Source organism: Paenibacillus tianmuensis (assembly GCF_900100345.1).
Taxonomy (GTDB): Bacteria; Bacillota; Bacilli; order Paenibacillales; family NBRC-103111; genus Paenibacillus_G; species Paenibacillus_G tianmuensis.
The window spans coordinates 28,233-48,660 of the sequence record NZ_FMTT01000039.1; the positions used below are offsets into that span (position 1 = coordinate 28,233).

Annotated in this window: 22 protein-coding genes; 1 reads left to right on the forward strand and 21 read right to left on the reverse strand. The window is 55.1% G+C overall.

Features of this window, described 5'->3' with window-relative positions; translation table 11 throughout:
• Positions 1–16 precede the first annotated feature (16 nt).
• The 20 genes from lepB to BLO51_RS21260 all read right to left on the reverse strand — a co-directional run bounded on the left by lepB (position 17) and on the right by BLO51_RS21260 (position 17,879).
• A complete protein-coding gene (lepB, locus tag BLO51_RS21165; RefSeq protein WP_090675005.1) occupies positions 17–613 on the reverse strand; it encodes a signal peptidase I in 597 nt (198 codons plus the stop codon).
• A gap of 73 nt (positions 614–686) precedes the next feature.
• The gene (gene rplS, locus BLO51_RS21170; protein ID WP_090675007.1) at positions 687–1,028 is read right to left on the reverse strand and encodes a 50S ribosomal protein L19; all 342 of its coding nucleotides are present in this window, start codon (positions 1,026–1,028) and stop codon (positions 687–689) included.
• Positions 1,029–1,365: 337 nt separating this feature from the next.
• On the reverse strand, positions 1,366–2,133 hold the full coding sequence (gene trmD / locus BLO51_RS21175; RefSeq protein WP_090675008.1) for a tRNA (guanosine(37)-N1)-methyltransferase TrmD: 768 nt from the start codon (positions 2,131–2,133) through the stop codon (positions 1,366–1,368).
• The gene (rimM, locus tag BLO51_RS21180) at positions 2,130–2,654 is read right to left on the reverse strand and encodes a ribosome maturation factor RimM (protein ID WP_090675010.1); all 525 of its coding nucleotides are present in this window, start codon (positions 2,652–2,654) and stop codon (positions 2,130–2,132) included. The genes trmD and rimM overlap by 4 nt, the downstream gene beginning before the upstream one ends.
• Positions 2,655–2,732: 78 nt before the next feature.
• Entirely contained in the window at positions 2,733–2,963 is a 231-nt protein-coding gene (locus tag BLO51_RS21185) for a KH domain-containing protein (protein WP_090675012.1), read from the reverse strand.
• Positions 2,964–2,985: 22 nt separating this feature from the next.
• On the reverse strand, positions 2,986–3,258 hold the full coding sequence (gene rpsP / locus BLO51_RS21190) for a 30S ribosomal protein S16 (RefSeq protein ID WP_090675013.1): 273 nt from the start codon (positions 3,256–3,258) through the stop codon (positions 2,986–2,988).
• A gap of 38 nt (positions 3,259–3,296) precedes the next feature.
• On the reverse strand, positions 3,297–4,664 hold the full coding sequence (gene ffh / locus BLO51_RS21195) for a signal recognition particle protein (RefSeq protein ID WP_090675014.1): 1,368 nt from the start codon (positions 4,662–4,664) through the stop codon (positions 3,297–3,299).
• Between the two features lie 31 nt (positions 4,665–4,695).
• Positions 4,696–5,046, reverse strand: coding sequence for a putative DNA-binding protein (locus BLO51_RS21200; RefSeq protein ID WP_090675016.1), 351 nt, complete (start codon positions 5,044–5,046; stop codon positions 4,696–4,698).
• A gap of 112 nt (positions 5,047–5,158) precedes the next feature.
• Positions 5,159–6,163, reverse strand: coding sequence for a signal recognition particle-docking protein FtsY (ftsY, locus tag BLO51_RS21205; RefSeq protein ID WP_090675017.1), 1,005 nt, complete (start codon positions 6,161–6,163; stop codon positions 5,159–5,161).
• A 32-nt stretch (positions 6,164–6,195) separates the two neighbouring features.
• Positions 6,196–9,771, reverse strand: a complete 3,576-nt coding sequence (gene smc, locus BLO51_RS21210) for a chromosome segregation protein SMC (RefSeq protein ID WP_090675018.1) — start codon at positions 9,769–9,771, stop codon at positions 6,196–6,198.
• Positions 9,772–9,980: 209 nt separating this feature from the next.
• Positions 9,981–10,685, reverse strand: coding sequence for a ribonuclease III (gene rnc, locus BLO51_RS21215; protein ID WP_090675020.1), 705 nt, complete (start codon positions 10,683–10,685; stop codon positions 9,981–9,983).
• 106 nt (positions 10,686–10,791) lie between these two features.
• Positions 10,792–12,030 carry a beta-ketoacyl-ACP synthase II gene (gene fabF / locus BLO51_RS21220; RefSeq protein ID WP_090675022.1) on the reverse strand — a complete coding sequence of 413 codons (1,239 nt, stop codon included), beginning with the start codon at positions 12,028–12,030 and terminating at the stop codon, positions 10,792–10,794.
• 134 nt (positions 12,031–12,164) lie between these two features.
• Entirely contained in the window at positions 12,165–12,398 is a 234-nt protein-coding gene (acpP, locus tag BLO51_RS21225; protein WP_090675023.1) for an acyl carrier protein, read from the reverse strand.
• A 168-nt stretch (positions 12,399–12,566) separates the two neighbouring features.
• Positions 12,567–13,307, reverse strand: coding sequence for a 3-oxoacyl-[acyl-carrier-protein] reductase (fabG, locus tag BLO51_RS21230; protein ID WP_090675025.1), 741 nt, complete (start codon positions 13,305–13,307; stop codon positions 12,567–12,569).
• Between the two features lie 27 nt (positions 13,308–13,334).
• Complete coding sequence (gene fabD, locus BLO51_RS21235; RefSeq protein ID WP_090675027.1) at positions 13,335–14,276, reverse strand: ACP S-malonyltransferase; 942 nt, start codon at positions 14,274–14,276, stop codon at positions 13,335–13,337.
• 99 nt (positions 14,277–14,375) lie between these two features.
• The gene (locus tag BLO51_RS21240) at positions 14,376–15,368 is read right to left on the reverse strand and encodes a beta-ketoacyl-ACP synthase III (protein ID WP_090675028.1); all 993 of its coding nucleotides are present in this window, start codon (positions 15,366–15,368) and stop codon (positions 14,376–14,378) included.
• Between the two features lie 2 nt (positions 15,369–15,370).
• Complete coding sequence (plsX, locus tag BLO51_RS21245; RefSeq protein ID WP_090675030.1) at positions 15,371–16,366, reverse strand: phosphate acyltransferase PlsX; 996 nt, start codon at positions 16,364–16,366, stop codon at positions 15,371–15,373.
• Positions 16,350–16,958, reverse strand: coding sequence for a transcription factor FapR (gene fapR / locus BLO51_RS21250; RefSeq protein ID WP_010501116.1), 609 nt, complete (start codon positions 16,956–16,958; stop codon positions 16,350–16,352). The genes plsX and fapR overlap by 17 nt, the downstream gene beginning before the upstream one ends.
• A 179-nt stretch (positions 16,959–17,137) precedes the next feature.
• On the reverse strand, positions 17,138–17,311 hold the full coding sequence (gene rpmF / locus BLO51_RS21255) for a 50S ribosomal protein L32 (protein WP_090675032.1): 174 nt from the start codon (positions 17,309–17,311) through the stop codon (positions 17,138–17,140).
• Between the two features lie 40 nt (positions 17,312–17,351).
• Positions 17,352–17,879 carry a YceD family protein gene (locus BLO51_RS21260; protein WP_090675034.1) on the reverse strand — a complete coding sequence of 176 codons (528 nt, stop codon included), beginning with the start codon at positions 17,877–17,879 and terminating at the stop codon, positions 17,352–17,354.
• 151 nt (positions 17,880–18,030) lie between these two features.
• On the opposite strand from BLO51_RS21260, the gene BLO51_RS21265 reads away from it, so the two are divergent.
• Positions 18,031–19,266: a nucleotidyltransferase gene (locus tag BLO51_RS21265; RefSeq protein WP_090675035.1), complete on the forward strand. Its 1,236-nt coding sequence runs from the start codon at positions 18,031–18,033 to the stop codon at positions 19,264–19,266.
• Positions 19,267–19,269: 3 nt separating this feature from the next.
• Here the strand turns inward: BLO51_RS21265 and BLO51_RS21270 are convergent, their stop codons facing one another.
• On the reverse strand, positions 19,270–20,355 hold the full coding sequence (locus BLO51_RS21270) for a SepM family pheromone-processing serine protease (RefSeq protein WP_245719762.1): 1,086 nt from the start codon (positions 20,353–20,355) through the stop codon (positions 19,270–19,272).
• Between the last annotated feature and the right edge of the window lie 73 nt (positions 20,356–20,428).

Genomic DNA, 20,428 nt, shown 5'->3' on the forward strand with positions numbered 1-20,428 from the left:
ACCTCAATCTGTTTACCTACTGCCGGTTCGGACTGTTGAAATGAACCAGGCTGATTTTATTGAACGGCCAGAATATCAAGTCGGCACGTCCGACAATTTTATCATAATTGACAAAGCCTACAGACGGGTCACGGCTATCTGAGCTGTTCGAACGGTTGTCGCCCATCACGAATACGCTGCCCTCGGGGACTGTTTGCTCCGGGAAATTTCTTGTGTTATAGGGTCTCCCTTCTGAGGCGGCTTTATCCAGTGCCGGCTTCAGATAGGTTTCGTCCACCAATTGGTTGTCCACATACACCTTGTCGCCTTCGACTTTGACCTTCTGGCCCGGCAAGGCAATGACGCGCTTTATGTAATCTTTATCTTTGGACGCATGAAACACGACGACTTCCCCGTGCTCCGGCTTCCCGAACTTGTAAATAAACTTATTGACGATGAGCCGCTCTCCCGTATAGAAATTCGGCTCCATGGAAGGCCCTTCCACAATGAACGGGGCGAAAACGAGCCAGCGTATAAAAAACACGAGGGCCGCCGCAATTAGCAGCGCTTTGATCCATTCCCAAGCTTCGTTTTTGACGGGATTCGTTTTTTCTACGGTTTGATCCTGCTCCATTAGCTTCCCTGCCCTTTCGCCAGAGTGGGTAAAAAACGAAAAGGGACTTGGTGTGCAAGCCCCTTTGTTTTCGTTAACGAATCTCTTTAATTCTTGCTGCCTTACCGCGCAGACCGCGAAGATAGTAGAGCTTCGCGCGACGGACTTTACCACGGCGAGCCACTTCAATCTTATCGATCTTCGGAGTATGAATCGGGAACGTTCTCTCAACGCCGACACCGTAAGAAATTTTTCTTACTGTGAACGTTTCGCTGATTCCGCCGCCGCGGCGCTTAATAACAACGCCCTCGAACAGCTGGACACGCTCGCGCGAACCCTCGATAACCTTAACGTACACTTTCAAAGTGTCGCCAGGACGAAAGCTCGGAATGTCGCTGCGCAGTTGTTCCTTCGTAATCTCTTGGATCAAGTTCATGGATGACTCCCTCCTTCCACACAGGTGTTCATGCCGCTGCTAGTATTAGATGTCGGTTCTTCGATGTCACGCGCAGAGGACCACCGTATTCAAGCAAATTTCCACAACGTTATATATGTTAGCATAAATTCAAGGGAAACACAACCAGTTCTTTGCCGAAAGATGAAGGATCGTTCCATTTTTGCAAATCGATCCGTTCATGCCAGTTGCTTGGCGATGTCTTCCAGAGTCACATTATTCCCGTTACAACAAAAATATATTCCAGCCTCCAAATTTAAAAAACCGTCTTGGCTCATGCTTCTGCGCATGACGCAAAACGGTTTTTTCCTGAGACCCTTCATTCCGGCTTACCGGGGACATCCCGCTCTGAACGCTCCTGCGCTTCCCATTCGTCAAGCCAGCGGCGTTCTTTAGGCGTAAGCTCGATCCCCTCCAGCAAATCCGGACGTTTTCTCCATGTGCGCTCCAGCGACTGCTTTCTGCGCCACTCCTCGATATTCCCATGGTGGCCGGAGATCAGCACGTCGGGAACCTCCCAGCCGCGGAAATTCGCGGGACGGGTATAATGAGGGTATTCCAGCAGGCCGGTGCTGAACGAATCCGTCACCGCCGACGTTTCGTTCCCCAGCACGCCGGGAAGCAAACGTACGACGCTGTCGATCACGACCATTGCCGGCAGCTCTCCCCCGGTCAGCACATAATCGCCGATGGACAGCTCGTCCGTCACCAAATGCTCGCGGATTCGCTCGTCATAGCCCTCGTAGTGTCCGCAGAGGAAGATCAAATGCCGCTCCGCCGCAAGTTCCTCGGCTTTTTTCTGTGAGAACGGCTCGCCTTGAGGACACATCAGGATCACACGGGGCTTTGATTCCAGACCGGAGGTTACATCTTCAACCGCGGCGAACAGAGGTTCCGGCTTCAACACCATTCCGCCGCCGCCTCCGTACGGATAGTCGTCCACTGTATTGTGCTTGTTGTTGGCATAATCCCGGAAATTGACCGTATTTAGCTCAACTAAACCTTTTTCCCGTGCCTTCCCCAAAATACTCGAAGTAAAGACCCCGTCGAACATCGCTGGAAAAAGCGTCAGCACATCGATTTTCATAGGTCAAGCAAGCCTTCCATCAGACGGACTGTAACCTTCTTCGCGTTTACGTCGACGTTCAGCACGACATCGTCGATATAAGGGAGCAGCAGCGGTTTACCTGCCGGACGCGTAACGACCCATACGTCATTCGCCCCAGGCGACAAAACTTCCGAGATCGTCCCCAGCTCTTCGCCTTCCTCCGTGACGACGGTACAGCCGATAATTTCGTGGTAGTAATACTCGTCTTCGGGAAGCTCAGACAAGTATTGTTCTTCAACTTTTAACAGCCAGCCTTTATATTTTTCCACTTCGTTGATGTTCGTGAAGCCTTGGAATTTGATGATGAACATGTTTTTTTGCTCACGGGCCGCTTCTACCGTAACGGGGAGCTGCGTCCCTTGCTCGGGATGAACAAATACGAGCTTGCTGGCTTTGGCAAAGCGCTCGTCCGGAAAATGCGTTTCCGGGACGATCTTAAGCTCGCCGCGGATGCCATGCGTATTTACAATTTTTCCAACCGTATACAACTTTTCGCTCATAGGATCCTCCCGGGTTTGGAATAGGAGCTTATAGGAAGAGAAAAGAGTTAGGAGCAGCTCCTAACTCTCATGTTTCCCTTATGACACGATTTCAACCGAAACGCGTTTCGATTCTTTCACTGCAGCGGATGTGACTACGGTGCGGAGCGCCTTGGCAATCCGTCCTTGCTTGCCGATTACCTTGCCGACATCGTTGGGGTGTACCGACAGCTCAAACGTAATGCTGCGGTCGTCCTCGACCGTATTCACGCGTACTTCTTCAGGATGATCCACCAACGCCTTGGCGATAACGGTAATAAGATCCTTCATCGTACCCTCCGAATCTTACAGATTACTTCTGCAGTTTAGACTCGTGAAATTTTGTCATAATGCCAGCTTTGCTGAACAGGCTGCGAACCGTATCGGAAGCTTGCGCACCGTTTTGGAGCCATTTCAGTGCTTTTTCCTCGTCAATATTCACAACGGCTGGTTGAGCAATCGGATTGTATGTGCCAATCTCTTCAATGAAACGACCGTCACGCGGGGAACGGGAATCCGAAACCACCACGCGGTAGAAAGGAGCTTTGTGAGCGCCTATACGCTTCAGACGAATGCGAGTTGCCATGTATATCACCTCCCCAATAGAATTAAACATCGTATATCTCAAAACGGGAATTTCATCCCGCGTCCGAGCTTCTTGAGGTTCTTCAGCTGCTTGGACCCTTTGGGCCCCATCATGCCGGAGAACTGCTTCATCATCTTGCGCATATCTTCGAACTGCTTGATAAACCGGTTGACATCCTGCACGGAATTGCCACTGCCCGCAGCCAGACGCTTGCGCCGGCTCGGATTGAGCAGATCCGGGTTTTGCCGTTCTTCCTTGGTCATCGATTTGACGATCGCGGCAACACGAGCCATTTGCTTATCGTCAACCTTGACGTCCTTCATGCCCTTGATCTTGCCTGCGCCCGGCAGCATGTCAAGCAATTGGTCCAGCGGACCTAGCTTCTTGACCTGCTCCATCTGCTCCAGGAAGTCGTCGAACGTGAATTCCGCGGTACGCATCTTGCGTTCCATTTCCTTCGCCTTGTCGGCGTCGATGCTCGCTTGCGCTTTCTCGATCAGCGTGAGCATATCGCCCATACCGAGAATCCGCGAAGCCATCCGTTCCGGGTGGAACGGTTCGAGCGCATCCATCTTCTCGCCCATGGCAGCAAACTTGATCGGGCAGCCGGTAACGGCTTTGACCGAAATCGCCGCCCCCCCGCGCGTATCGCCGTCAAGCTTCGTCAGCACGACACCCGTCAGCTCAAGTTGCTTATGGAAGCTTTCAGCTACGTTGACCGCGTCTTGTCCGGTCATCGCGTCAACCACCAGCAAAATCTCGTCGGGGCTGACCGCTTCGACAATTTGCTTCAATTCTTCCATCAGGCTTTCGTCAATGTGAAGTCGGCCCGCCGTATCGACGATCAAATAATCGTTATTATGATCCTTCGCATGCTGCAGCGCCTGCTTCGCAATGTCGACCGGGCTTACTTTGTCGCCCAGTGAAAACACCGGAACCTTCAACTGCTCGCCAAGCACTTGCAGCTGTTTGATCGCAGCCGGACGGTAGATGTCCGCCGCCGCAAGCAGCGGCCGGTGGTTCTGCTGGAGAAGCAGCTTCGCAAGCTTGCCGGTCGTCGTCGTTTTCCCTGCGCCCTGCAGACCGACCATCATAATGACCGTCGGCGGCTTGTTCGCCCGCGCCAGCTTGCTCTGCGTCCCGCCCATCAAGGCCGTCAGCTCTTTATTTACAATATCAATGACAACCATCGCCGGGGTAAAGCTTTGCAGCACTTCTTGTCCGATCGCCCGTTCCTTCACCTTGGCGATGAATTCTTTGACGACCTTAAAGTTGACATCCGCCTCAAGGAGCGCAAGCCGTACTTCCCGCAGCGCTTCGTTCACATCGTCCTCGGTCAGCTTGCCTTTTCCTCTTAGCTTACTGAATACATTTTGCAGCCGGCTGGATAGTCCTTCGAATGCCACAGGTCGTCACCACCTTCCGGAGGGAATTATGTTAGTCCAGTTCGTTAAGCTTTTCCATGACGGCCTGAATCTCCATACGTTGAGGCTCCGGCAGACCGCCGCTAAGCGACTCCAGCTGCCGCAGGAGCCGTTGCCGTTCTTCATGCTTCTCCAAAAGCCGCAGCTTGCCTTCGTATTCCTCAAGCACGGATTCGGCCCGTTTAATATGTTCGTAAACCGCTTGACGGCTGATGCTGAATTCCGATGCGATCTCGCCAAGCGAATAATCGTCGTGAAAATAATGCTTCAAAAACATTTGCTGCTTTTCTGTCAACAGCCGCTCATAGAAATCGAACAGCAGATTAATCCGATTCGTCTTTTGAAGGACATTTTCCTCCGTCATTCGTGCCTCACCCCCGTTAAGGTAAAACACTTTACAGCAAATCAACCTCACTTATCATACTGAAATCGAAAGGGGATGTCAAGCTTTTCTCCTTGTCAGGCAAAAAGCCAGTTTACTGACCGGTTTTTTCCTCTTCCTTTTCCGACTCGGCAATCCATTTGCTGAACAGCGCATGCACGAACTGATCGGAGTCGAACGCTTGCAGATCGTCCATCTTCTCGCCGAGGCCGACGAATTTGACCGGCAGCTCCAGCTCCTGACGGATCGCGACGACAATGCCGCCTTTTGCCGTTCCGTCCAGCTTGGTCAGCACCAAGCCGCTCAGACCAGATTTCTCGTCGAACAACTTCGCCTGCTGCAAAGCGTTCTGACCGGTCGTTGCATCGAGCACCAGCAGCACCTCGTGCGGCGCTTCCGGCACCTCGCGGCGGATGACACGGTAAATTTTATTCAGCTCTTCCATCAGGTTGACTTTGTTCTGCAGCCGACCCGCCGTATCGCAGAGCAGCACGTCCACGCCGCGCGATTTGGCCGCATGCAGCGCGTCGTACATGACCGCCGCCGGGTCTGAGCCCGCCTGCTGCTTGATCACGTCGACGCCTACGCGGCGCCCCCACTCTTCCAACTGCTCGATCGCTCCGGCACGGAATGTATCTCCGGCGGCAAGCAGCACTTTTTTGCCTTGGGATTTCAGCATATGAGCCATTTTGCCGATCGTCGTCGTTTTGCCGACGCCGTTGACGCCTACGAACAAAATGACCGTGAGGCCGGATTCGGCCATGCGCAGCCCGGTTTGCTCCTGCCCTTTGAGCAGCGCAATTAGCATCTCGGACAAAATCGGCTGCAGCTCGCTCGGGTTCTCGATTTTGCGTTTGCGGACTTCGGCCCGCAAATCCTCGATCAGCTTCAGCACCGTGTTCACGCCCACATCGGCGCCGATCAGGATTTCCTCCAGCTCCTCGTAAAAATCCTCGTCGATTTTTTTGCGGCGGGAGAACAGGTCCTCCACCCGCTCGACGAACACGTCTCTCGTTTTGGCCAAGCCTTCCTTGAATTTATTCGTCACCGCTTCGGCTTTGGTCGAAATCGCTTCTTTCAGTCGTTTAAAAAAGCTCACGGGGCACCTACCTCAATCTCAATATATCGGCATCAGCCGGCTTCCATAATGGCCTCGTCTTCTTCCAGACGGACGGATACGAGCTTCGATACGCCGCCTTCTTCCATCGTCACACCGTAGAGCACGTCAGCTTCCTCCATCGTGCCTTTGCGGTGCGTCACGACGATAAACTGCGTCTGCATCGAAAATTCGCGCAAATATTCGGCAAAGCGCGTCACGTTCGCCTCGTCGAGCGCCGCTTCAACCTCGTCAAGCACGCAGAACGGCACAGGCTTGACCCGGATAATCGAGAACAGCAGCGCAATGGCGGTCAATGCCCGTTCGCCGCCGGAGAGCAGTTGCAAATTTTGCAGCTTCTTGCCCGGGGGCTGCGCTACGATCTCAATACCCGTATCAAGCAAATTGTCCGGCTCCGATAAAATCAGGTCGGCCCGGCCGCCGCCAAACAGCTTCCCGAAGACGACGACGAAATGCGAGCGTATCGCTTCGAACGTGGAGCGGAACCGTCTTCCCATCTCCTCGTCCATCTCGCGGATCACGAGGTAAAGCGCCGTTTTGGCCTCCACCAGGTCGTTCTTCTGCTCCGCCAAAAACAAGTATCGCTCGTTAACACGCTGGTACTCTTCAATCGCCCCAAGGTTGACTTCCCCAAGAATGGCGATTTCGCGCTTCAGCTCGCGAACTTTATTTTGCGTGCCCGGAACATCCTCCGGTATGGGATAACGCTCTTTCGCCAGCTCATAGCTGAGTTCGTAATCTTCGGAGAGCTTTTGGAGCAAGTTCTCCAGCTCCACGTCCAAGCGGTTCACGCGAACCTCCGTCTGATGGAGCTGTTCTTCGATCTGCCTGAGCTGGGAGCGCTGCTCCTTGGTTTTGCTTTCCTCGGCTTCGAGCTTGGCCACCCATTGCGCCCGCTCCGCGCGCTTCATGTCCAACTGCTCCGCACACTGCTGCTTCTTCAACTTCAAATCGTTCAGCTGCTCGATCTGCTGCACAGATTCCTGCTCGTGATTCGCCATGTCGGAGTCGAGCTGCCGCTCTAGCTCGCAGTTCGCTTCCAGTTCGTTCTTGATCGTCCCCAGCTCATTGCGGGAACGGCGCTCCTGCTCGTGCAGCGACTGCTTCTCCTGCGATTGCGCCGCGACCTTCACCTTCAGGTCCGTGAGCTGCGTTTGCAGCTCCTCTTTCTCCGACTCGCTCGCCTTGCGGCGGATTTCGGCATCGCGGATCGCCTGCTGCAGCTCGTTCTCCTGCCGCTGCAACCGCTCCTGCGCCTCAAGAGCCTCCGTCCGCCGGCGCTCAAGATCGCTGCGCTCGGCCGCCAGCGTTTCACCGTCGGCGCCATACAGCGCAAGCTGCTGGGCCACCTGCTTCGCCTCATGCTCCAACGGCTCAAGCGAAGCGCGAACTTGCTGCTCCTCGATCCGCCGGTTTTCGCCTTCCACCCGCAGCTCGTCCAGCTTACGCGTCGTTTCGCCAATTTCGCGGCGCAGCTCCTCCGCTTTGGCCCGGAAGCTTTTCAACTGGGTTTCGGACAGTGAAATGTCCTTATCCATATCTTCAATTTGCCGTTGACGGCTCAGAAGACTGGTCGTTTTCTTCTGCTGGCTCCCCCCGCTCATCGAGCCGCCAGGGTTCACGACATCGCCCTCCAGCGTGACGACGCGGTACCGGTACTGCACCCGGGCCGCGATCCGGTTGGCAACCTCCAGCGTATTCGCAATAATGACATTGCCGAGCAAGCTGCCGGCAATTTGCCGGTACGTATCTTCAAATTGCACCAAATCGACGGCGATGCCGACAAAGCCTTCCATCCCTTGGATTTGGCGCTGTTCGTTTTCCGGAATGGATCGGCTGCGAATAACGTCCAGCGGCAAGAACGTCGCCCGGCCGAGCTGGCGGAGCTTCAGAAAGGCGATCGCATCCCTGCCGTTCGCCTCATTATCCACGACGATGTGCTGAAGCGCGCCGCCCAGTGCCGTCTCCATGGCGACCTCCACATGAGCAGGCACCTTGACGAGCTCGGCCACTGCGCCGCGAATGCCGTGCAGATCGCCGCGGTCCTTCGCCTTCAGCACTTCCTTGACGCCGTGCATAAAGCCGTCATAGTCGTTTGCCATCTCACGCATCGTATCGCGCCGCGATACCATGGAATCGATCTTTTGCTCCCACTTGCGGACGGCGGCCTGCGCCTCTTCCGAAAGCGTCTGCTTCGATTTCAATCCTTGGCTGAGCTCCAGATATTGATTCCGCAATTCCGCGATCGCGGCTACGGCTTCGTCGAGCCTCTTCTCCAGAGCCTCCTTGCGCTCCGCGATGCTCTCCTGCTGCTCTCGCCACTTGCGGTGCTCGTCGTCGAGCCGGTCCAGCCGGCGGCCAAGCGCTTCCAGCTGCTGTTCTGCATACCGCGCTTCATTGCGGGCATTGGCGGAATCGTTCAGCACTTCGAGCAATTCGCCCTTCAGCCGCTCTTCCTCCGCGCTGCTGATGCCTCCCGTCACGCCGAGCAGCCGATCTTCCTCGGCCTTCAGCTTGGCCTGCGTCTCCGCAAGCTCCGCTCCGATGGCAGCTATTTTTTCGCGCAGTTGGGCAATTTCAGCCTCTTTATCAAGCACACGCTGCTCCTGCTGGACGACGGCAAGGCGAATCTGGTTTTTATTGGAAGCGTAATTTTTTTTTCGTTCCTTCAGCACCTCGCCCTGGCCTTCGCATTTCTCAAACTCCTCACTGAGCTGAAGCAGGTGCTGCTGCAATCCTTCAATCTCTTCCTCCAGCCGCCGCGTTTCCCAGCGCTCCTTCTCCAGCTCGGCGTCCTGCTTGCTGATCACGCCGGACAATTCACGCTGCGATTCGCGAAGCTTCTCAAGCTGTGCGTTCGTATCCGTCCAGCTTGCGTAAATTTGCTCGATCTGATGGACATACATCGCAATCTCGCTGGATTTGAGCTCTTCTTTCAGCTCTTTGAAGCGCACCGCCTTCTCCGACTGCACGCGCAGCGGCTCCAACTGGTCTTCCAGCTCCGACACCAGATCGTGGATACGCAGCAAATTTTGCTCCGTTTCCTGCAGCTTCTTTTCCGTTTCGCGCTTGCGCGATTTATATTTGACGATCCCCGAAGCTTCTTCAAAAATACCTCGGCGGTCTTCCGATTTCGTGCTCAAAATTTCTTCGATGCGACCCTGCCCGATAATCGAGTAAGCTTCCTTCCCGATTCCCGTATCCATAAAGAGCTCGGTAATATCTTTGAGCCGGCAGGGCTGCTTGTTGATCATATATTCGCTTTCCCCGCTGCGGTGCACGCGCCGGGTGACCGTCACTTCGCTGTAATCCAACGGCAGCAACTGGCTCGCGTTATCGAGCGTCAGCGACACTTCGCCATAATTGACGGCTTTGCGGGCATCGCTTCCGGCGAAAATAATATCTTCCATCTTGCCCCCGCGCAGCGACTTGGCGCTTTGTTCGCCAAGCACCCAGCGGATGCCGTCGGAGATGTTGCTTTTTCCGCTGCCGTTCGGCCCGACTACTGCCGTAACTCCTTGTACGAATTCCAGCTCGGTCCGATCCGCAAACGATTTGAAGCCCGAGAGCTCGATACGTTTCAAAAACAACTTGGCTCACCTCTTACGGCTATTGTACCATATTCCGGACCTATAGTAGATACCGTCCCCTTACAACAGTCCGGCGATCTACACGCTGGCTGCAATTGACTTGCTGTCGTTTGACCGGAACGATATCGGTTTTTGATAACGGTCCCGCCCACCTGAAAAAAAAAAGAGCGACGGCCCGCTGTACGGCCGTCACCTTCTGCGAACTTGCTTTATGGCTGATCCACCTTGACCTCCAGCTTCGTGAGCGCTTCGGCAGCCGCATGCTGCTCCGCTTCCTTCTTGGAGCGGCCGAGTCCCCGACCGAGCATTTCCTCATGAAGATATACTTCCGCCACGAACTCCCGCTCGTGCGCAGGTCCGCGTTCGTCTACGATTTTGTATTCCAAGGGCCCCATATTATGCTGCTGGGTATGCTCCTGTAGAATCGTTTTGTAATCCGCCGTTAACAGGCGCCCCTGCTGGGGCAAGCCTGGAAACATATGACGGCTCAGAAAAGCGCGCACCGTCTCCAAGCCTTGATCCAAGTAAAGCGCGCCGATAAACGATTCGAACACATCTGCGAGCAGTGCCGGACGGGTTCTACCGCCGGTCAGCTCCTCTCCTTTGCCGAGCAGCACATAAGATCCGAAGTCGAGCTGCTCGGCGAAGCCGACGAGCGAGGGTTCACAGACGATGGAAGCACGCAATTTGGTCAATTCGCCTTCCGTGCGGTCCGGATACTTGTCGAACAAATATTCCGATACGGTCAGCTCCAGGACAGCGTCGCCGAGAAACTCCAGCCGCTCGTTATCCTTGTGTTGGCCGATGCGATGCTCATTCACGTAGGAAGAATGCGTAAATGCCTGTCTTAGAAGGTCGGGACGCCGGAACGAGATTCCGAGGTCCGCTTGCAGCTGTTTTAAGTTGCGATGCATATCTAATCACCTTCGTGTAAGCAATTTGTTTCGTGGAGATTGAATACGTGCAGCCAACTCCACGAAACAATGTTATAGTTTAGCCGGCCCCGTGAAATCTATGCTCTTAAGCCTCGTACTTTTGCAGAATGACCGTTGCGTTATGGCCGCCGAAGCCGAACGAGTTCGACATTACGGTACGCAGATCGAACGGGCGCGGCGTATTCGGCACGTAATCCAGATCGCATTCGGGATCCTGATTATCGAGATTGATCGTCGGCGGGATCATGCCATGCTTTAAGGCCAGTGCGCAGATGAGCGCTTCTACGCCTCCCGCTGCGCCAAGTAAGTGACCGGTCATCGACTTGGTCGAGCTGACGGCCAGCTTGTAAGCGTGCTCGCCGAACGCCTGCTTAATCGCGGTCGTCTCCGATTTATCGCCGGCCGGCGTCGAAGTGCCGTGCGCATTGATATAATCGATCGCTTCAAACGGAATGCCGGCGTCTTTCACGGCTTTAACCATGCAGCGGGCAGCGCCGTCCGGGTCCGGATCGGTCATATGATGTGCGTCACCGCTCATGCCGTAGCCGATCACTTCGCCGTAAATGCGGGCTCCGCGCTTCTGGGCATGCTCCAGCGATTCCAGAATGAGAATGCCGGCGCCTTCGCCCATGACAAACCCGTCGCGATCCGTATCGAACGGACGGCTCGCTTTTTCCGGCTCGTCGTTGCGGGTCGACATGGCGCGCAGCGCGCAAAAGCCTGCAACGCCCGTAGGGCTGATCGTTGCTTCCGCCCCGCCACAGATCATGACGTCCGCATCTCCGCGAAGGATCGTCTTGAAGGCGTCTCCAATGGAGTGCGTACCTGTCGCACAGGCGGTAACGGCCGTGCTGTTCGGTCCTTTAGCTCCCGTGTTCATCGAGATTTGCCCTGCCGCCATATTGGCGATCATCATCGGAATAAAGAACGGGCTGACCCGCTTCGGTCCCTTTTCGAGCAAAATTTTATGCTGCTCTTCCCAAGTCGACAGGCCGCCGATCCCCGAACCGACATAAACACCGACCCGTTCCGGATCGGTATCTTCTTTGACATTCAGCCCTGCATCCTTCAAGGCCGTCAATGAAGCGGCCACGGCAAATTGCACGAAGCGGTCCATGCGGCGGGCTTCTTTTTTATCAAAATAATCTTCCGGATTAAAATCTTTAACCTCGGCGGCGATCCGTGTCGGGTATTCGCTGACGTCAAACGACTCAATCGCGCTGACACCGGACTTTCCGGACATCAGATTCCCCCAGAACGTTTCAAGATCGCGTCCAAGCGCGGACATCACGCCGAGACCCGTAATAACGACTCTTTGTTTCATGCTGTAATTCACCTCTATTGTAAATAACCTTCGTTATGTACTTCATTCGCAAGGAGTCAAGCTCGCTACTGCGCGCAATTAGGCACGGAATGGAGATAAGTCCCGTTTATCCAAGAAAAACGGGACTTATGCGTTTACGTATGAGATTTTATGTACTCAACTACTTGACCTACAGTAGTGATCTTCTCTGCATCTTCATCAGAGATTTCCATATCAAACTCATCTTCCAATTCCATAACCAATTCCACGACATCGAGAGAATCGGCACCTAAATCATCTTTAAAAGAAGCCTCAAGGGTCACTTCCGCTTCGTCAACGCCGAGGCGGTCCACAACGATGCGTTTTACGCGATCCAAAACTTCGGACATCCGGTTCACCTCCTCTTTGGTATTATACTTAACTTATGGACAAAATGCCATAGTCAGCCTCGCTGAGTGCGAAAAAAACAATTTTCGCCAAAAAATTCTATTTTGCGGCAACTCTGGCAGTGCGTATGCTTCTGCCCGCACCTCCGCCCATTGTTGCCGCAAGCCAGGCTACATATACATGCCGCCGTCGACGTGAAGCGTTTGTCCCGTCATATAGGACGAATCGCCGGACGCTAAATATACCACCGCTTTGGCAATGTCCTCCGGCTTCCCCAGACGCGCGAGCGGAATTTGTGTCATGAGCTGCGAGCGCTGATCTTCCGACAGCTTGTCGGTCATATCGGTCTCGATGAAGCCCGGCGCCACGCAGTTCACATTGATGCCGCGCGAAGCAAGCTCCTTCGCCGCCGTTTTGGTCATCCCGATGACGCCCGCTTTGGCAGCCGCATAGTTGATCTGCCCGGCGTTCCCCGTCGCTCCGACGACGGACGAGATATTGATAATCCGTCCCGAACGCTGCTTCATCATCGGGCGCGTAGCCGCTTTTACGCAGTTGAATACGCCTTTCAGATTCGTCTCAATCACTTGATCGAACTCCTCTTCCTTCATGCGCATAATCAGGTTATCCCGCGTAATTCCCGCGTTGTTGACCAAAATATCGATCCGGCCGAACGCTTCCAGGACAAGCTTGAACATCTCTTCGACTTCCTGCATGGAACCGACGTTCGCCTTCGCCTTAAACGACTTGCGGCCCAGCGCTTCGATGGCCTGTACAACTTCCGCCGCCGCCGCTTCGCTGCCCGCGTAGTTGACGACCACATCGGCTCCCGCTTCCGCGAGTCCGATGGCGATGGCCCGGCCGATGCCGCGAGAGGCGCCGGTAACCAATGCTACCTTACCCGTTAGCATGCGCTAATCCCTCCCATGAATAATCGTTTATTCCGTCGTTTCCAGCTGAAATTTCTCGATAGCTTCCAGACTGTTGATGGAATACACTTTCACACTGCGGTCGATCTTCTTGATCAGACCTGCCAGGACGGTGCCGCTGCCGATTTCGACAAACGTGTCCACACCTTGCCCGAGCAGCCATGCAACGCTATCTTCCCACAGCACGGAGGAATGCACCTGATCGATCAACAGCTGCTTTATTTCCGCCGGCTCCTGCACTGGCAGCGCCGTCACGTTGGCAACGACCGGAACGGCCGCCGCTTTCATTGCAACGGACTCCAGCACGCCGCCGAGACGCTCGGAAGCGGGTTTCATCAACGAGGAATGAAACGGCCCGCTAACCTCAAGCGGAATCACGCGTTTCGCGCCGGCTTCTTTGCCGCGTTCGGCGATGGCCTGCACTCCTTCTTTGCTGCCGGAAACCACGATCTGTCCCGGGCAGTTAAGGTTCGCAAGCTCGACGACGGTTCCTTGCCCGCTGACATCCGAGCACAGCTGCCGCAGCGCTTCGCGCTCGGCCCCGAGCACGGCTGCCATAGCACCTTGTCCGCTCTGCAGCGCCTGCTCCATAAACTCGCCGCGTGCGCGTACCGTACGGACCGCGTCTTCAAAGCTTAGCACGCCCGCAGCTACAAGCGCACTGTACTCGCCAAGGCTGTGCCCAGCGGCATAATCCGGCTGAAGGCCATGACGCGCGCGAAACAGCTCAAGGTAAGCTATGCTGGTTGTAAGCAGCGCAGGCTGCGTATTCGCGGTAAGCTTCAGCTCTTCCTCCGGACCATCGAAGACGATGCGGCTGAGAGGGAAGCCAAGCGCCTTGTCGGCCGATTCGAAAATGCCCCGCGCAGCGGCATCCGCTTCATAAACGTCTTTCCCCATCCCTACCGCCTGGGCCCCTTGACCTGGGAATACGAATGCGATTTTCCCCATATCCGATTCTCCTTTATTACCAACTGCAAGCCGTGCGGACGGACCGAAACGGCCGGTCCTGCACAAAGCTATCGAGATTCAATGCCTATCCCGGATCATTTACCATACCAAGACGGAAGCGCCCCAAGTCAAGCCCCCGCCGAAACCGACAAGCACCACGCAGTCGCCCTCTTTAATCCGTCCGGACTCCGCCGCCTCTGCGAGAGCGATCGGAATCGATCCTGCCGACACATTGCCATATTTGTGCAAGTTGATCATGCATTTGTCCTCGCTCAAATTCAGCTTCTGCAGCGCAGATTGAATGATGCGGATATTCGCCTGATGCGGTACAAGCAAATCCACCTCGGACTTGTCGATTCCCGCCTTGCGCAGCGCCTCTTCCGCGGCGCTTCCCATGATGCGTACCGCGAATTTGAATACTTCGCTGCCGGCCATGTAGATGAAATGCTGCTTGCCTTCCAGACTCTGCGGCGATGCCGGACAGCGGGAACCGCCCGCAGCGACATTCAGCAGCGGTCCGCCCGCACCGTCCGCGCCAAGCTCGAACGACTTAAACCCGCGGCCTTCCGGCACCTCTCCGAGCACGACCGCGCCTGCGCCGTCGCCGAACAAAATACAGGTGTTACGATCGGTGTAGTCCGTAATTTTAGACAAGCATTCCGCGCCTACGACAAGCGCATATTTATATGTTCCGGTGGCGATGAAATTCGCGGCGTTGGCCAAGCTGTAGATAAATCCCGAACAAGCCGCAGACAGATCGAAGGCGGCCGCTTTTTTGGCCCCCAGCTTGTCCTGCAAAATACATGCCGTCGATGGAAACGCCATATCCGGGGTAACGGTCGCCACAATAATTAAATCGAGCTCTTCCGGCGCGATGCCTGCGTTCTGCAGCGCGATTTTCGAGGCTTCATAGGCCAAGTCCGACGACGCTTGCTCCGCGGAAGCGATGCGGCGTTCGCGGATACCGGTACGGGTGACGATCCATTCGTCGTTTGTGTCCACCATTTGCTCCAGCTCGAAATTGGTCAGTACCTTCTCAGGCACATATTTTCCCGTTCCGAGAATGCCTACAGGCTTTAGGCTACTATTCATCATTACTCGCTCCCGTTGCTGATTTCCGCAGAGATGCTGCGGACCAAATCGTTTTTCAAAACGATTCTGGCTTGACGCACTGCATTTTTAAAAGCTACGCCGTTGGACGAGCCGTGGCTTTTGAGCACCAGACCGTTAATGCCCAGCAAAGGCGCTGCGCCGTGCTCGGTGTAATCCATTTTTTTGCGGAAGTGGCTGAGGCCCTTCTTCACCGCCGCGGCCGCAAGCTTCGTGTACCATGTACGCATAAATTGTTCTTTTAAGACGGAAAAGATGACCGAGGCCGCTCCTTCCATCGATTTAAGCATAATATTCCCCGCGAAGCCGTCGCATACGATGACGTCGCAAGGCTTCCGAAGCACGTCGCGCGACTCCACGTTGCCTATGAAGCGGATTGGGGCCTGCTCAAGCAGCGGAAAAGCCGCCTTCGTCAGCTCGTTGCCTTTCATCGCTTCCGTGCCCACGTTAAGAAGACCGACGCGCGGCTCGGCCACTCCGTGCACTTTGCTTCGATACAAGCTGCCCATGATGGCGTACTGCACCAGATGCTCCGCCGTCGCGTCCATATTTGCTCCGAGGTCAAGCGCAAGAATGCCTTCCCCGTCAACGGTCGGCAGCATCGGCGCAAGCGCCGGGCGTTCGATCCCTTTGATTCGGCCGACAACCAGGAGACCCGTGGTCATCAATGCTCCCGTATTGCCCGCCGAGATCATAGCGCCTACTTCCTGCTCCTTCACCATACGGCCGGCGACGACCATCGAAGCGTCTTTTTTGCGTCGCACCGCTTTAACCGGCTCGTCATCCGCTTCGATCATCTCGCTTGCGTGTCTCAGCTCCAGATTCGCAAGCTTCTTGCCTTGAAGCAACGGCTCCAGCACGCTTGTATCTCCAACCAGCACAATCGTCGTATCCAGCCATTCTTCGGCCGCCGCGATCGCGCCATCCACCGCTGCCTGCGGCGCATGGTCTCCGCCCATCGCGTCAATCGCTATCCGCATGAAGCTCTCCTCCTTCATGCCGATCTTTGCTCGCATGATAAATGATGAAATTTCCTTGGAATACCACTTCGTCTCCGACGTATGTAAAAACTTCGACCTTCGCCTTACCTTTGGAGATCGAACGGACATAAGCCTTGGCAATGCACTTCTCCTGCAGTTTGACCGGCCGTACGAAGCGGATGTCCGCAGCGGCGGTCAGCGCCACCTTATCGTTGATCAGCGCGACGGCCAAGGAATTGGCCTGAGAAAATATATGATGACCCCGGGCGATTTTCGTCCGGGAGAACACATGCTCTTCTCGAATTTCGAACATGGAAATGCCGCTCTTGTCGAGCTGCAGATCGATGACATCCCCGATGACTTCATGCAGCGGAAGCGAACGCACCTGATCGTACGATTGTTCCGCCATCAGCTTCATCCGCTCCCGCAGCTCGGGAATGCCGAGCTCGAGCCGGTCCAGACGGATCGTCTGGATGCTGACTTGAAACAGCTTCGTCAGCTCTTCATCCGTAATAAAAGGGTTTTCTTCGATCGCTTTGGCCAACTGCTGCTGGCGCTGTCGTTTCGGAAGGCGTTCGATAACGAGCACCACCTTTTTTAGCTTGAACTAGGGAGGTCCCCCCCCTGATGCATATGACATGTCACTATCTCTTATGACCAAGTCACAAAGCAAAGTATACTGGATTCTGTTAGAAAAGGGAAGCGCAAGCAAACAAAAAAAATAGCACTGCACCCGAAGGTGGAGTACTATCTCTTTTGTCTGCAGGAAGATTATTGGCTAATAATCTCTCTTTTCTTGTATTGACCGCAAACCTTGCAAACCCGGTGAGCCAATTTCAATTCACCGCAATTGTCACACTTTACCATGCCTGGTACTTCCAATTTAAAATGAGTACGACGCATATCGCGGCGCGTTTTGGATGTTCTCCTTTGAGGTACTGCCATATTTCCCACCTCCTTCAACGAATTCAGCCTGCGTTCCTGGTTACGATCGGTCTTTAAAAAAATCCGCAAGTCCGGCCAAACGCGGGTCTACCTTCTCCGTCTTGCATTCGCAAGCCTTCTCGTTCCGGTTCGTTCCGCACACGGGACACAGTCCTTGACAATCTTCACTGCACAGCGGGATGAACGGCAGCGCCATCAGGACGCTTTCCGCCAAAAAGGGCTTCAGCTCAAACCGATCCTCGGAGACATACAGCACGTCTTCCTCGTCCTGGTCCTCATCCTCGGACTCTTCCAGCTCTTGATTTTCACCCTTCACAAACGTCTCATGAAACGGAATCGTCAAATGCTGTCCGACCGGGGACAAGCAGCGCGAGCACGATTGCTCCACGTCGATGTCCAGTTCGCCGGTGACTTCGGCCGTGCCGGCCGTGTTCCGAGCTTCCAAACGCACCTGCAGCGGGCCGTGCCCGATCAGACTTCCGGACTTCGGCAGGATACCTGTCAAATCTTCCGTGCCTTCGATCCGGATCATGCCTTTGGATGCCAAATCTTTCAAATGTATAAACATGAGTATCACCCCAAACAAACAAAGATTATTATATCGACTTCGGTTCCGTTTTGTCAACATTTTCAGTTCATGCTATGTTCATGCTATAGTGATTCACATAATCGTTAATGGCAAAAGAAGCCTGAAACCCCGAACGGGAGGAATCATACGCATGTCAACCGTCGGTCTTGTCGTCGAATACAATCCGCTGCACAACGGTCACTATTATCATTACCAACAATCGAAAAAGGTAACGGGAGCGGACAGCGCGATTTGCATCATGAGCGGGAACTTTCTTCAGCGCGGCGAACCGGCGGTCGTGAACAAATGGGCGCGGGCCGAGATGGCGCTCCGCATGGGAGCCGACCTCGTTCTGGAGCTGCCGGTCGCCTATAGCGCCCAGCCGGCAGAATGGTTCGCCTTCGGCGCCGTCTCCGCGCTCGACGCTACCGGGCTCGTCGACAGCCTCTGCTTCGGCAGCGAGAGCGGCGACATCGGCTGGCTCGAAGCGGCAGCCGATGTCTTGCAGGACGAGCCCGCTCCGCTGCGGGAGCTGCTGCAGCAAGAGTTGAAAGCCGGCGTACCGTATCCGACCGCCTATAGCCGCGCCGTAGCGCAGCTTGTACCGGGCGCGGACGAAAGCGAGCTCGCCAAGCCGAACAATACGCTCGGACTGCATTATCTAATCGCCCTGCGGCGGCTTCGAAGCGGCATTCGGCCGCAAACGATCGCAAGGACGAAAGCTGAATACAATCAGACCGACATTACGGACGGACGGATTGCAAGCGCTACCGCTCTGCGCAAGCTGCTCTTTGAGGAACGTACATTGAATGCCCTCCGCCCTTATGCGCCTGCGGCGACGCTGGATATTTTGGAGCGGGAATGGCAGGCCGGACGCGCGCCGGTTGATTGGGAGCGCTTCGCGAGGCCGCTGCTGCTGCAGCTCATGAATCATCCCCCGGAGCAACTGGCGGCGTTCCATGAGGTTACGGAAGGGCTGGAGCACCGCATCCGGCAGGCGCTGATCGAGACGGCGGCTCTTGGCGAGGGCTGCGTCGCTTCGCTGCTGGACCGGCTCAAAACGAAGCGCTATACGCGGACGAAGCTGCAGCGCACCTTGCTGCGTATTATGCTGAATCATACCAAGGAGGAGCTCTCCTCCGAAACGCTGGGCCAAGGCGTACCGTACCTGCGCGTGCTTGGCTTTCGTCCGAAAGGGCGGGAACTGCTCCGACGAATGAAAACAACGGCGAAGGTGCCCGTCGTCACCAAAGTAACGGACACGCTTTCGCCGCTACTCGCGATGGATATTCGCGCTACCTCTGTCTATGCGCTCGGATATGAAACGCCTGCTCCCCGCGATTGGTTCGCGGATTTCTACGAACCGCCGGTTGTTGTGACGGATTAATACCTAACTTCCCGTTTTCGCCGGCAGCTTCGCCAAATAGTCCAAAGCCTCGTCCATCGTGGCCACCGGAACGACGGTCATCTTGGTCCCCAGCTCGTCGGCACGCTTCTTCGCGTCCGAATAATTGGGGATCGTCTGCCCGGTCGGAGCTTTATAATCTGCGGGGCTGAAAAAAATTTCGGCGCCCGCCCGGTCGGCCGCTACGATTTTATGCTGAATGCCTCCGATAACACCGACATGGCCTTCCCGATCGATCTCTCCGGTTCCCGCCACCTTGTAGCCTTTCGTAATATCGCCTGGCGCCAGCCGGTTATAGATTTCCAGTGAAAACATCAAGCCCGCCGACGGCCCTCCAATGTCTCCCGCTTTAATGGTTACCTGCTGTTCCTCCGACTCGGCCTTCACACTGTGCAATTCCGCCAATACGACTCCCAGCCCGACCTGCGAAGCAGCAGGTGCAGCATCCGCAGGTTGTGCTTTTTTGTCGACAGGCAGCGCGGCCAAAGCGATATCCTTGGTCCGGATCTCGCCTTTGCGCTTGTAGCTGACCAAGACGGTTTCTCCCGCTTTCTTGCCTTTTATGCCGCCTCGGACCTCTTCCATCGTTTGAATCGGTTTATCGTCGATTTTCACGAGGGTATCGCCGGCCTGAAGCACGTCATGCGCCGGAACATCCGGATATACCTGCTGGATGACGACGCCGTCCTTGCTGATATGGTAAGGCATTTTCAGCCGGTTATACACCGCCTGAACCGCATCTGCCTGCGAAGTGAGCATAACCACTTCCTGACGCCGCGAATATTCCGCCTCGGTCTCGTTGTTGCGGAGCAAATCCCGCTTCAACCGCAGCTCTTCGTAAGGCCGGACGTAAGACATCAAATAGCCGAACACGGTCGCGTCGGCCACCTGCACCGTAGTCAGCATAAACTTGCCTTTTTCCTCCGAAACCTGCTTGGCGTGAACCATCGGATGAATGTCCTCAGCCGTCCCCGGTTTAAAAATATAGAGCGGCAAAGGCATAAAATAAACAACATACAAAAGCGCTATCGCTATAAAAACGGATAAAACGACGCGTGACGCGCGTTTCATGTCTCTAGCCTCTCCCATTGGTAGCTGTCCCCCCAGCCGTTCGCAAATGTCGTATCTCTATAGGTAGCGTACG